At 63.1% G+C, this 12,972-nt stretch carries 13 protein-coding genes; 10 read left to right on the top strand and 3 right to left on the bottom strand.

Annotated features, from left to right (window positions below; all coding sequences use genetic code 11):
• The first annotated feature begins 7 nt into the window (after positions 1–7).
• From A0J57_RS03295 to A0J57_RS03285, 3 genes are all read left to right on the top strand, one after another.
• The gene (locus A0J57_RS03295) at positions 8–973 is read left to right on the top strand and encodes a carbon-nitrogen hydrolase family protein (RefSeq protein ID WP_082718677.1); all 966 of its coding nucleotides are present in this window, start codon (positions 8–10) and stop codon (positions 971–973) included.
• Between the two features lie 274 nt (positions 974–1,247).
• Positions 1,248–3,083, top strand: coding sequence for a methyl-accepting chemotaxis protein (locus tag A0J57_RS03290; RefSeq protein ID WP_061936680.1), 1,836 nt, complete (start codon positions 1,248–1,250; stop codon positions 3,081–3,083).
• 10 nt (positions 3,084–3,093) lie between these two features.
• Positions 3,094–5,385, top strand: a complete 2,292-nt coding sequence (locus A0J57_RS03285) for a TonB-dependent receptor (protein ID WP_061936678.1) — start codon at positions 3,094–3,096, stop codon at positions 5,383–5,385.
• A gap of 148 nt (positions 5,386–5,533) precedes the next feature.
• On the opposite strand, the gene A0J57_RS03280 is transcribed toward A0J57_RS03285, so the two are convergent.
• Positions 5,534–5,857 (bottom strand): hypothetical protein, encoded by a 324-nt coding sequence (locus A0J57_RS03280; protein WP_064232579.1) that lies wholly within the window; start codon positions 5,855–5,857, stop codon positions 5,534–5,536.
• Between the two features lie 149 nt (positions 5,858–6,006).
• Between A0J57_RS03280 and A0J57_RS03275 the strand changes: the two genes are divergently transcribed.
• Together A0J57_RS03275 and A0J57_RS03270 are read left to right on the top strand one after the other, a co-directional pair.
• Entirely contained in the window at positions 6,007–6,891 is an 885-nt protein-coding gene (locus A0J57_RS03275; protein WP_061936675.1) for a DUF1206 domain-containing protein, read from the top strand.
• 57 nt (positions 6,892–6,948) lie between these two features.
• Positions 6,949–7,245: a hypothetical protein gene (locus A0J57_RS03270; protein WP_226870466.1), complete on the top strand. Its 297-nt coding sequence runs from the start codon at positions 6,949–6,951 to the stop codon at positions 7,243–7,245.
• Between the two features lie 204 nt (positions 7,246–7,449).
• On the opposite strand, the gene A0J57_RS03265 is transcribed toward A0J57_RS03270, so the two are convergent.
• Complete coding sequence (locus A0J57_RS03265; RefSeq protein ID WP_061936672.1) at positions 7,450–8,208, bottom strand: ZIP family metal transporter; 759 nt, start codon at positions 8,206–8,208, stop codon at positions 7,450–7,452.
• A 214-nt stretch (positions 8,209–8,422) separates the two neighbouring features.
• Between A0J57_RS03265 and A0J57_RS03260 the strand changes: the two genes are divergently transcribed.
• The 4 genes from A0J57_RS03260 (at position 8,423) to A0J57_RS03245 (ending at position 11,534) form a co-directional block, all read left to right on the top strand.
• Complete coding sequence (locus tag A0J57_RS03260; RefSeq protein WP_158298498.1) at positions 8,423–8,908, top strand: VOC family protein; 486 nt, start codon at positions 8,423–8,425, stop codon at positions 8,906–8,908.
• 136 nt (positions 8,909–9,044) lie between these two features.
• Positions 9,045–9,872, top strand: coding sequence for an SDR family NAD(P)-dependent oxidoreductase (locus A0J57_RS03255; protein WP_061936666.1), 828 nt, complete (start codon positions 9,045–9,047; stop codon positions 9,870–9,872).
• Positions 9,873–9,880: 8 nt separating this feature from the next.
• A complete protein-coding gene (locus tag A0J57_RS03250) occupies positions 9,881–10,735 on the top strand; it encodes an SDR family NAD(P)-dependent oxidoreductase (protein WP_061936663.1) in 855 nt (284 codons plus the stop codon).
• Positions 10,736–10,751: 16 nt separating this feature from the next.
• Positions 10,752–11,534: an SDR family NAD(P)-dependent oxidoreductase gene (locus A0J57_RS03245; RefSeq protein ID WP_061936660.1), complete on the top strand. Its 783-nt coding sequence runs from the start codon at positions 10,752–10,754 to the stop codon at positions 11,532–11,534.
• Positions 11,535–11,691: 157 nt separating this feature from the next.
• Here the strand turns inward: A0J57_RS03245 and A0J57_RS03240 are convergent, their stop codons facing one another.
• The gene (locus A0J57_RS03240) at positions 11,692–11,967 is read right to left on the bottom strand and encodes a hypothetical protein (RefSeq protein ID WP_061936658.1); all 276 of its coding nucleotides are present in this window, start codon (positions 11,965–11,967) and stop codon (positions 11,692–11,694) included.
• 184 nt (positions 11,968–12,151) lie between these two features.
• Between A0J57_RS03240 and A0J57_RS03235 the strand changes: the two genes are divergently transcribed.
• Positions 12,152–12,862: a GntR family transcriptional regulator gene (locus A0J57_RS03235; RefSeq protein WP_082718674.1), complete on the top strand. Its 711-nt coding sequence runs from the start codon at positions 12,152–12,154 to the stop codon at positions 12,860–12,862.
• The last annotated feature ends 110 nt before the right edge of the window (positions 12,863–12,972 follow it).

The raw sequence follows: 12,972 nt of genomic DNA, 5'->3' as shown, positions 1-12,972 counted from the left end.
ACTCCGAATGACCGAGGTCCGCATTGCAGCCGCGCAATATCCGATCGAACTGTTGCCGAGCTACGGCGCCTGGGAAGCGAAGCTCAGCCGCTGGGTGTCGGAGGCGGCGGTCGGGCGCGCGCAGCTCCTTGTCTTTCCGGAATATGCCGCCATGGAACTGGCCGGCACCGATCCGGCGGCGGCGGCCGATCTTCATGCTTCGCTCGACCATGTCGTGGCGCTGGGGGAACGGATCGACGAACTGCACCGGCAACTCGCCATCCATTATGGCGTGACGATCCTGGGCGGCAGCCGCCCGTGCCGCGACGCCCGGGGAGCGGTCGTCAACCGCGCCCGGCTCTTCTGCCCCGATGGCCGGACCGGTTATCAGGACAAGATCGTCATGACGCGGTTCGAACGGGAAATCTGGGGCATAACGGGCGGCGAGGCCGTTCATGTCCTGGATGCGCCCTTCGGTCGGGTGGGAATTTCCATCTGCTACGATGCCGAATTTCCGCTGATCGCGCGGGCACAGGCCGAGGCGGGCGCCAGGATCATCCTGGTGCCGTCTGCGACCGACAGCATGCAGGGCTATTGGCGCGTCCGCATCGGGGCGCAGGCCCGCGCGCTGGAAAACCAATGCTATGTCGTCCAGGCGCCCACGGTGGGGCAGGCGCCCTGGCTGCCCTCGCTGGATGACAATCACGGCGCGGCAGCCATTTACGGTCCGCCCGACGGCATCGCGCCGGATAATGGCGTATTCGCGGTCGGTGAAGTCAACCGGCCGCAATGGCTGTTCTCGGATGTCCGGCTGGATCAGGTTGATGTGTGGCGTGGCTCCGGTACGGTCCTGCCCTTCCTCCATTGGCCCGAGCAGCATGCGGCCATGCGACCGGATGATGCCCGCCGGGACGAGCCTGCGCTTCCCGCTCCAATCACGGCTCCGGACAGGTCTGAGGATCGTCCTGAACCGATCTTCGGAAGTCTTGAATGAGCAGCCATCGATTTTATCGAGCCTGACCGAAGCTGGCGCAGATGCCTCGCACCATATCCTCTGATTTCCACCAAGCAGATACAGGATATTCCTGTCAGGTCGCCCAAAGTCGCCGGACCCTATTACCTAAGTTATCTGACATAGGTTAAACACAGAACAATTTTCAGTCCAATGACAGAAGCGTTAAATCAATCATAACCATTCGAGGCGCAGTCAAACGGCAAGACAAGGCTGGTCAGACGGGGGCTCTTACATCGTGCGGCATCTAGCCCCATTGACAGGTGCACTTCGCCGCCTGCCCGGCGCCATCCTGCCGCTCATCGCGTTGACGCTCGTGACCTTCATGACCTGCGGCATCCTCGTGACCGTGCTTGTTTCGAGGATGGACGATGCGGCGGCGCTGGAAAAGGCGCGCATGGTCAACGGCGCCATGAAGCGGGAGACCAATGCTCTTGCAGCCACGGCCCGGGATTATGCGCTCTGGGATGACGCCGTCGATCATCTATACGGCCGGATCGACCGTGAATGGGCCGCCTCGAACTTCGGCGGCGCCATGCCCCTATATATTCTCGACGAGCGCGGCGGAACCATTTTCGGCTGGCAGCCCCGATCGACCGTCAGAACCACGCTGATGAAGGATGCGCCGGAAGCGCTTCGGCATCTTGAGCGCACGCTGCCCAAGCATGTCGATGATCGCCGCAATTTCCCCATCCGCCCGTTCATCCAGCTTTATCGGGGTCGTCCGGCCTTGTTCGCCGGCGCCCCGATCCTTCCTTTTTCCGCCAACCGGCCGCTCCCTTCCGGGCCGCTCCGCCACGTCGTCGTCGTTCGCCTGCTGGATGCCGAGCTGTTCGCCAGTTGGGAACAGGCCTATGCATTGGCGGACATCAGCTTCAACCCGCCGGAAGCGGATGCCGAGACATCGCCTGGTCATCCCTTGATCAGTCCTGACGGGACCGATCTGGGCCATATCCACTGGTTGCCGGTGCGCCCGGGCATAGCGGCGCTCAAGAGCCTTTCATGGCTGCTGGCATCGGCCGCCGCGCTCTTCATCCTGTTTTTCCTCGCCGTCTCGCGCGCCATGTTGCGGACCCATGCGTCGTTGCTCGCCGGCCGGTTGCGGGCCGAACGCATCTCCAGGGATCGGGAGAATGCGACTCTGGCCGCGGAAGAGGCGCGTCAACAGGCGGAACAGGCGAGGGAGCAGATCGCCGCCATTGCAGAGCGGGAAGGGCGGGAACAGGCCGAACATCGCGAAGCGCTGCGAAACGCCGCGCATGAGGTCGCCAATCTTCTCTCCACCAGCGTGGGTGACCTGTCGGGATCCTTGCTGAGGCAGGCGGATCAGCTTGAAGCCAGCGCCCGCGACACGCTGGCCGCTCTCGCGGAACAGCTCACCGGGACGGCCCTGGTCCGCGACCGCAGCCGTGCGTCGGCGCAGGCCGTGCACGAGATCGAGGCGCATGTGCAGGAGTTGAGCGTCGCCATTGGCCAGATCCACACCCAATCGATCGCCACCCGTCGGAACATGGACAAGACGGAGGTCGAGGCTCGCGCGGTGATGGGCGCCAACGACCAGTTGCAAAGGGAGATAGAGGCGATCGACCTTGCCACCCGCACCATCCGACAAATAGCGGGCCAGACGAACATGCTGGCCCTGAACGCCACGATAGAGGCTGCGCGGGGCGGCGAGGCGGGAACCGGCTTTGCGGTCGTCGCCGGCGAGATAAAGACGCTGGCGAACAGGGCCGGCGATATGGCGGGCCAGATCGAGCGGCGGATCGAGGCGGTGAACGCATCCGCCTCCTCGATCGCGTCTCTGCTCAACCTGCTGAACACCGTCGTCCGCCAACTGGAGCGCAACGTGTCGGATGTGTCCCTGGCCGCCGATAAGCACCATCAGGGGGCCCGTACGATCCTGGCGAGCAGTCAGAGCGTCGGCGGCGACGCGCAAGCGGTGCACGACGCCATCAGCGCCATCGCCGCGGGTCTGGATGCGGTGAAGGCGAACGCCGAACATACGCTCAATGTAGGGGCCGCGGTCCGGTCCAGCGCCAGCGAGCTGACGCAGCGGTTCGATCTGGTCATCGCCCGCCTGCGCGCGGCGTGAAGGGGTAATCATGCATCTTCGTATCTTCCCGGCCCTGACGGCCTGTGCCGTCATGCTGCCGCATTCCGCCTCTGCCGAGGACCTGCCGAACCCCATATCGGCGGCGGAGATCACCGTCACGGCGCAACGCCGGGAGGAAGCGATCCAGACCGTTCCCGTGGCGATCTCCGCCTTCGGCGAAGCCTTTCTCGACCGCACGCGGCTGGACGACGTCAAGGACATCGTCACCTTCACGCCCGGCTTTTCAGGCAATTCGGACGACAGCTATATCGACAGCATCGCCATCCGGGGCATCACCTCCAACGACTATGGCATTGGCGGCGATCCTTCGATCGGGATCTTCAAGGATGGGGTCTATCAGGGCAGGACAGGCGCCGCCGTGACCTCCCTGTTCGATGTCGCGCAGGCGGAGGCCTTGCGAGGGCCCCAGGGGTTCCTCTTCGGCCGCAATGCCATTTCCGGTGCGATCAGCATCGTGACCAACAAGCCGGATCCGGGGCGTATTTCCGGGCATCTCTATGTCGGGGTCGCCAGCTTCGACCGCAAGGATGCGGAAGGCGCCATCAACCTGCCGGTGGCGGAGGACTGGACGCTTCGCATTGCGGGCTATGCGACGGATTATGATGGCTGGATAGACAATGCCTTCACGGCCGGCCGCAATGATCGCCTGATGGCCGGCAACAAGCAGGCCGGGCGCGTCGCCCTGCGCTACAGGGCCGGCGATGCCGATGTCCTGCTGAGTGCCGAACATGAGCGTCGGCGGCTCGACGGCGCGCCTTATCGGGCGTCCAATGACGATCGTGAAGTTCTCGATTATCTCAGCGAAGTCTTGCAGCGGGATATTATTATCCGGGGGTCTCGCCGCGACGTGGATACCGATCTCCTCAGGCCGCGTGACGATGGCGACATCACCAGCCTGACCGCATCGATCGATCTCGATCTTGGATCGGCGCGCCTCAACAGCCTGACCGCCTTTCGCAAGTCCGATTTCCATTATCTGGAGGACTATGACGGAACGGCGCTGCAACTGGGCAATTACGACCAGCGCCAGCATGCCCGCTATGTCAGCCAGGACTTCCGGCTGATGTCCAGAGACGATCGGCGCCTGACCTGGTCGGCGGGGGTCTCGCTCTATTGGGAGGATGTCGCGGCGCGCTTCACCAACCAGGCTGCCGAGGATCTCGTCTGCGCGGCGGGCTATGGCTATGCCGATTGCGGCGGGATGACCATGGACCTTTACGGCGCGCCCTACCGGCCGGCGCCGGACGGCCTGCTGACCGACATCAACGACGTGCGGTCCCGCAACCGCGGATGGTCCGTTTTCCTGGACACCAACTTTCATTTCTCGAAAGCGCTGGAGGCTGGCATCGGCATTCGATATGCGCGCGACCGCAAGCATTTCAGCATCGATGTGCTGCCCAGCCAAAGCAGCCTCGGCAATGTCTGGACCTTCACCTATTTCACCGATGGTCCCGTTTCTTCCAGCAAGAGCTGGGGTGGACTGACGCCACGCGCCTATGTGCGATATGCGGTGGGGCCGGACATCAACCTCTACGCCAGCATCACCCGCGGCTACAAGGCGGGCGGATTCGGATCGTTCACGGTCGCCGCGCCTGTCCCGATCGAGGCGTATCGGCTGGTGCCCGACGGAACGAAGCCCGACGCCTTCGCGCCGGAGACGATATGGAGCAAGGAGTTGGGGATAAAGGGCCTGGCCCTCGCCAGAACGCTGAGCTTTGACATAACCGGCTTCCATTATCGCTATCGCAATCTTCAGACGGTCTATTTCGACACGGAAAGCCGGACCCAGCAGGTCGTGAATGTCGGCAGCGTGACCGGATATGGCGTGGAAAGCGCCCTCAATTGGAGGCTGAGCCGCTATTTCGACCTGTCGGGCCATGTGACCTGGACGCGAACCGAAAAGCAGGGCGACCGCGACTGTGGACAAAAAGACTGCGGCGGCCTGCCCAACCCGATCTGGTCGAGCGCGGGCGTCGCGACCGGCCATTATCCGATCGGCCCGGCCGAAATCTATCTGCAAGGCGAGTGGATGCACGAGGGGCGTCGAAGGGAGAGTTTCGACTGGCGGGGCATCACCCGACGGGAAGCTTATACGCAGATCAATCTGAGGCTGGGCTATGACAGCGGCAGGGGCGTCGAAATCGTCGCCTATGTGCAGAACCTGTTTGACGCCTATTTCGTCAGAGGGGTGGAAAATGGCGGCGATCTTACGCCGGCCAATAGCTGGGGCATCCCCCAGCCACGCAGCTTCGGCGTCGATCTTCGATTGCGGTTCCGGTGACGATCCGCAATTCCAACAACGCACTCGCGACGATTGCGCCCGCCCGGTAACGCTGCCGGCCGCGGATACCCTTGCCGACTTGATCCCTCACGTCATGCCAGATCGAATGTGCTTGTGACGCGCGGTCAGCGCTGCACGACCTGTTCGGTCAGTCGGCGCAATATTCCCAGCGGCCGGCATTGCAGGCCGCGACGGCCCGGCGCCATTCCGCCATTCTCTGCGCATATTCGCCGCGGGCGTCGGCATAGCTGACGCGATCGCCTTGCGCCTGGCGGTAGTTGCGCATGATCCTGGCGTCGCGCTGACGGACATAGGCGAGCTGCTGCTGATTCATCCTTCTGATGATCGCGCTGTCGCGTGCGCGTGCTGCGGCGCTGCGCATCGTCGGATCATTGGGGTCGTCCGCATGCGCCGTCACGGGCAGCAGGGCCGCACCTATCGCAAGCGCCAACGCACAGGATCCAAGCTTCATGAATGCGCCCCTCTTTATCAGTCGCCTTCCTTCGCGCGGGAGAGGGCGCAAGGCAATCGATTTGCGATAAATGGAGAGCGCCCGGCAGGGTTCCGACCTGCTTCCGCATGTGCAGCCTGGCAAATGCGGCTGAGGCAACTTCACGGGCGATGCCGCGTTACCCTGCTTCCAATGCGATGGTGAAGATGATGAACGGCACGGAGAGTTATGGCGAACGTCTGACGATACTGGCGCGCATAGGGTTCGCGGCGCGCGGGATGGTGTATCTTCTCATCGGACTGTTCGCCATAGACGTGGCGCGCCACGGCGGCCAACCAAGCGACAATCAGGGCGTTCTCGGCTCCCTTTCCCAAAGCAGCCTGGGGTCGTTCCTGCTCCTGCTCTGCGCGTCGGGTTTCGCGGGCTATGCGCTCTGGCGCTTGATCGAAGCCGCTCTCGACCCCGAACATCGCAGCCGCAGCCTGAAGGGAAGGCTGGAACGGGCAGGCTATGCCATGAGTGGAATCGTGTACGGGGCACTCGCCCTGGCGGCGGTCAACCTGGTGCTTCGCAAAGCGCCGGCAGCCGAAGGAAGTCCCGGCGACCGGACGGCGCAAGGCTGGTCCGCCTGGCTGCTCGATCAGCCGGGCGGTCAGGCCGTTCTCGTCATTTGCGGGGTCATATTCTTCTTCATTGCGCTCGCACAGGCGGTAAAGGCCTGCCGGGGCCGTTTCGACGAACTCGCGGCCGATGTGCCGGTGCCGGAAGCCGTGCGCTGGGCCGGACGGATCGGCTATGCGGCTCGCGCCATCGTCTTCGCCATGATCGGCTGGTTCGTGATCAACGCTGCCTTGCATGCCGATCCCGACGAGGCGGGCGGGTTGGGCGCGGCCCTCAGGCAGCTCCGCGATCAGGAGCATGGGCCGCTGCTGCTCTTCATCGTGGCGAGCGGGCTCGCGCTGTTCGGCCTGTTCAGCATTGTGGAAGCGCTGTATCGCCATGTCAGGATCGACGGTTCGCAGCTTCGGGAAATTGCCCGGACGGCCAGACAATGAATGGAAAGGGAACAAGAATTAAGGCCTGATTGTTTCCCCAGTCTCTTAAGGAGGAGGATGGAGATGGTAGAAGTTCACAGGGATCGCTATACGGATGACCGTGTCGTGGTTCATAAACATCGCGGCGGGCGGACCGTTGCGATTGCCTTGATCATCGTTCTGGCGATTGTCGGAATATTGTTCGCAACCGGCTTCTGGAAAGCCGATGTTTCCGGTGGAGATGTTCCGGAGGTCAGTGTGAAGGGCGGCGAACTTCCCAAGGTGGACGTCGATTCCAAGGCGGTCGTCGTCGGCACAAAGAAGGAAACCATCGACGTGCCGACAGTGGGCGTGAAGGATAATGGCGAAGAATAAAGGCCGATTGTAAATTCAGCGCTGGCGCCCTGTCCCGAAAGGGACGGGGCGTTTTGTTATGGCAGGGGGCCTGCCTTCCCTTGCGAAGTCGTCGACTACCCGCAAACATGAGGGTTGGACGCCGTGTCGTGCATGGGCGTCGGTCTTGCATGTGGAACCGGAGATGAACGAGGCTGGCATTTTCCCGTTCATCTGTGGCCACGCTCACTCCAGTTTCGTCAATATGAAGGCAATCAGGAATCCCGCGACGGCGATGAGGCCGGAAAATTCATGCGCTTCCTCCGTCGCTTCCGGAATCATCGTGTCCACCAGCATGGCCAGAATGGCTCCTGCTGCCACGGCGGTGGTGGCTGCGATCAGATCCGGGTCCGCGCCCGCCAGAGTGATGTAGCCGATCAGCGCCGCCAGACCGGAAGCCAAAGCGATAGCCCCCCAGACGCCGAAGATATAGGCGGGGCCCCGGCCCGCCTTCTTCATTCCCGCGGCGCTGGAAAGGCCTTCGGGAACGTTGGAAAGGAACACGGCGATGACCGTGACCATGCTGACGCCGCCGCCGTGCAGCAGACTCACCCCTATGACCACGGACTCCGGAATGCCGTCCAGCAAGGCGCCGACGGCAATCGACAGCCCGGAATTCGCGGCAGCCGGCGCCTGGCTCTCGTGCGGGTTCGAACCCGACCGTTTACGATGCCGGGCACCGGCCCGCGACACGGCCACATTCGCAATCGTGTAGACGACCGCCCCGGCCAGAAATCCGAAGGCGGTGGAATCGAAGCCGCCGCGAGCATAGGCATCGTCCATCAGGTCGAAGGCCACGGCCGAAATCAGCACGCCCGATCCAATCGCCATGATCGCGGCGATCAGCCGTTGCGGAAGATCAGCCACATAGGCGATGCACGCGCCTATCAACAGCGCCGATCCGCCCACCAGGCCCCAAAATCCCGCTTCCAAGGCTCCATGCATCGATGCTCTCCCTTATTCTGAAACGGCAAGGGGCGATAAAGGATGCTGGGACCGCCCCATTTCACGGCGCGCCTATGTCGCCCATGCGCGCTTGCTGGACGACCGCTTGGACCAGGGCGTCGCGCTGCCGAACCCGCCCGGGACCGGCTCGCTTGTCAGCATAGGTTCTTGATAGTACCTATCTTGGCATAAGGTCGCAGTGGCGGAGGACAGGGTGCAGAATTTCTTCAAGGGCTTTTTCCAGTTCGGCTATGTCACCCGCGACGCGGACGCCGCTGTTGCCGCGTTCCGCGCGAAATTCGGCTCGGTCGAGTTCATGGTGAACGAACCGCCGGCGATCGACGGCCGACCGGCGCCGACGCGGCGGATTGCGCTTGCATGGATCGACGAGGTGATGACCGAGATCATCGAACCCGATCCGATGCAGAGGACAATCTATGACGATCATGTACCCGCTTTGGCGGGGCCGATACGGCTGCATCATTTCGGTTATCTGATCGACGATCATCAGGCGATGCTCCACCGGCTTCGGGGCATGGGCTATGATGTACCGATGGCGGGTTCCATGCCGGGGGTGCTGGACTATAGCTATGCCGATACGCGCCGCGATCTGGGCCTATGGTCGGAATTCATCCGTCTGGAGGAGGCCGGCAAGGCCTTTTTCGACGCAGTTCCGCGCACGATAACAGGCAATTCATAAGAACGATCGTTCTATATATTTGGCGAATTTCCGTTCACCTTCATATCCGTGATGGAATCACCAGTAATATTGTAATATTGATCATCTTCATGGCCATATAATAAACTTGGTGAAATATCATCGAGTGGAGAGAGCCGTGCAGCCCATATTGGCGGACAAGGTGGCTGTCGTGACGGGCGGCGCATCGGGCATCGGCAAGGCGACGGCCGAGTTGCTCGCTACGCAAGGCGCGGCGGTGGTGATTGCCGATCTGGACGAGGGTAATGCACGCTCCGCGGCGGGGGCCATTGCAGCGACCGGCGGACAGGCGTTGGCGCTACGGGTCGACATGCGCGACGAAGCGCAGGTCCGGATGATGGTCGATGAGACCGTGGCGCGCTTTGGGGGTGTCGATCTGCTCGACAACACCGTGTCGTACAACGCGCCCGATCAGACCGGCGCCGATGGCGAGATTCATGAGATGGACGTCGCCATCTGGAACCGCGCGCTGGAGGTCAACCTGCGTGGGCCGATGCTGGCCGCCAAATATTGTATCCCGCAGATGTTGAAGCGCGGCGGCGGGGCGATCGTCAATATTTCGTCCACCGCCGGCATATTGTCGCTTGGCACCGTTCCCGCCTATGCGGCTTCGAAGGCGGCGGTGCACAGTCTGAGCCAATCAATCGCCACCGCCTATGGCAAGCGGGGAATCCGCTGCAACACGATAGCGCCGGGCTTCATCGACACGCCCACGACACGCAATATGGGCGACCGGTTCTTCCAGATGACACTGGACAATAATGTGCTGCCTTATCTTGGTCGGCCGGACGATATTGCGCAGGCCGCGCTGTTCCTGTTGTCAGACGCGGCCCGTTACATCACGGGCCAGTTGCTGGCGGTGGACGGCGGACAGACCATCCACCTGCCGGTAGTCGCAGACATGTGGCGCATGACGGCGGGCAAGCCGCTGATCGAAACAGCTTGAGGAGGGAAATGATGCAGACGCATGGGCGCCTGAGCGGCAAGGTGGCGGTCGTCACGGGCGGCACGAAAGGCATTGGCCAGGGCATCGTGCTGCGTTTCCTGAAGGAAGGCGCCGCAGTAGTCTATTGCTCGCGCAGCCCGGAGAATAATCGGGAGAATGAAGCGCTGATCGCGCAGCTTTCCGGCGCTGCGGAACAGGCGCAGTTCGTCGCCGCCGATGTCGGCAACCGGCAACAGATGGAAGATCTGGTCAATAATGCGGCCGAACGATTCGGGCGGCTCGACATCGTCGTCAACAATGCGCAGGGGATCGCGCCTGTCCGGTCGATCGAGAACAAGCCCGACGCCGATTACAGCATGACGCTGATGACCGGCTTCTACCAGTCGCTCTGGACCAGCCGCGCGGCGGTTCCGCATATGCGCAAGGTTGGCGGCGGGCGGCTGATCTATTTCTCCAGCCACTGGAACATCTGGGGTCAGCCCTATGCCAGCGATTACAACATCACCAAATCCGCCAATGAAGCACTGACGCGCAGCGCCGCACGGGAATTCGGCAAGGACAATATCACTGTCAACTGCATCACGCCGGCTGGCGACAGTTGGGCCTATAAAAGCTGGGCCGACCAGAACAGGGAAATGGCCGAAGCCAGCGTGCGCCAATTTCCGATGCGTCGCATGGGCGATTGCGAGATCGACATTGCCGGCGCGGTGCTGGGGCTTTGCAGCGACAATGGCCGCTTCATCACCGGGCAGGTCTTCTGCGTCGACGGCGGCGTATGGGCGACCGCGCCGCTCCAGATGCATGAGGAAGGCACCGACATCCACAAGGGGCACAGCCAGGCGGCCGTCGAGCTGACGGCCTGAGCGCGGGGAGGACAGGATGGGATTGATCGAAGGGCAGGTCGCGATCGTTACCGGCGCGGCCAATGAAGTGACGCGGGGCATCGCCCTCCGTTTCGCCCGTGAAGGCGCAAAGGTGGTGCTGGTCGACAAGGATCACGAAGCGGCGCAAGCGGCCGCCCGCCCTATTCCCGGCGCGGAGGCGCGCAGCGCCGACCTTTCCGATCCCGAAGCCGCGCGGGCGCTGGCCGATGCGGTAGTGGGGGCGCATGGCCGGATCGACATAATGCTGAATGGCGCGCACGCGGCGCTGAAATGGGACCGGCTGGCGGACAGGCAGGCGGCGCCCGACTTCACCGCAGCGTTCAATGACGTGCTGCTGAGCGCGCTCAACATGATGCAGGCGGTCTATCCGCACATGAAGGCGGCCGGCGGCGGGCGCATCGTCAACCTGGGTTCGATCTACGGTCCGACGGCGAATGAGGGCGTGACGGATGCCGTCACCATGGACTTCGCGCTGACGGGCCTTACCCGGTCGGCAGGCGTCGAATGGGGGAAGGATGGCATTCTCGTCAATTTCCTCCAGCCGGCGGTGCCGGACATTGCGGTCTTTGCGGATTATCGCGCGAAGAAGGGCAAGAGCGTCGATACGCTGATTGCCAATATGGCGATGCCGCGCCTTGCCGACCCGGTGGAGGATGTGGGCGGGGCGGCGATGTTCCTGGTCTCGGACGAGGCCAGCTTCATCCTGGGCCATCGCGTGCTGGCGGACGGCGGCCAGCATCTGACCGCCGCGGTCTTCGAACCCGGTGCGGAGCGGTGAGCGAAGGCGGGGCCGGCATCCCAAGCAGGCAGCCGGGCAAGTTCGTCCAGCTCCGCCATCTGGCGCCCGACGAGGGGTTGCGCTTTTCCGGGCCGGGATAAGATGCCGAACGCAATGGCATGACGCGCATGATGCGCCATGCCATTTTCCGTCCCGGTCAGAGCTTGTTGAGGTCGGCTGCGGTCAGGCTGGTGACCAGTCCCTTTTCCCCATTGGACAGGGTTGCCGCCGGTATCGACACGAAGCGGCCCCTGTAGATGATCTGTACGGAGGTCGGGGCGCCCTCGGCATTCGCATTGACGCGATCGATGAAGCCGACGCGGACGCCATCGGCCGTCTTGACCATCGTGCGCGCCTTGATGACGGGCGCATCCTGCGCGGCCGCCGGGCTGGAAAGGGACAGGGCAGCCGCAAGAGCAAAAATATACTTCATATATGCCTCATGATCGTTTGCCCGCGCGCTATCATGCCGGCCGGCAGCAAACAAAATGAATCCGATCCGTTCAGCATGCCATCGCCTATCTGAAGATTGCCGTGGTCATATCCTCATGCCTGCAATTGGCACGGCGGCCCGGTTTGCGTTGAAACCAGCTGCGATTGGGAGCATGGAGCTTTGCATGCAGAAGGAACATGAATATGCCGACGGGGAGCTGGAGGCGTCTGGGCATTTCGAACCGCTGACCCGGCCGGAGGCGCTGACGGAAATGGTTGCCGAGCGGCTGCGCAATGCCATACTTTCAGGCGCACTGGCCCCCGGCACTCATTTGAGCGTGCCGGAGATCGCGCGGCAATTGGGGGTTAGCCGTACGCCTGCGCGCGAAGGACTGATCGCGCTGGAGCGGGAAGGGCTGGTCGAACCCCGCGCCAGGACCGGCGTAGCGGTGATCGCAGGCGGCACGCCCGACATTCTCGATCTGCTCGACATTCGGGAAGGGTTGGAGATCATGACCGTGCGCCGTGCGGCCGAGCGCATGGATGCGGAAGGCGTTGCCCGGCTCAGGGCGTTGTTCGCGCAGCATGAGATCGTGGTGGAGAAAAGCGATCTGGCCGCTCATGTCGAACTCGACGCCGCCTTTCACGGCATGATCCGCGAGGGTGCGGGCAATATGCGGCTGGCGCGGCAACTGGTGCAGATCGACCAGCAATTGCGGGTACTCAACAGCCGGCTCTCTCGCGCCCGTGGCTGGAGCGGACGGGCCGTGCTGCGGGATCACAAGGCGATCATCGACGCGATCGAAGCCGGCAATCCCGACGCTGCCGAACGGCATATGCGGGCGCATATCGAGCGCACCCGCGCATTCCAGTTGCAATCCGCCGGCCAGGACTGAGGCTGCGACCCCTCCGTATTGGCCGATCCCGGTTGTGGCTCCGCTCGTGGCGCTGGGCCGCCCTATGTGGACTATTGCCACCGCTCCGCCGAAGGGACGCCGCCATATAA

The organism is Sphingobium sp. 22B, assembly GCF_001580035.1.
GTDB lineage: Bacteria > Pseudomonadota > Alphaproteobacteria > Sphingomonadales > Sphingomonadaceae > Sphingobium > Sphingobium fuliginis.
This window is presented reverse-complemented; position numbering and strand designations above follow the sequence as displayed.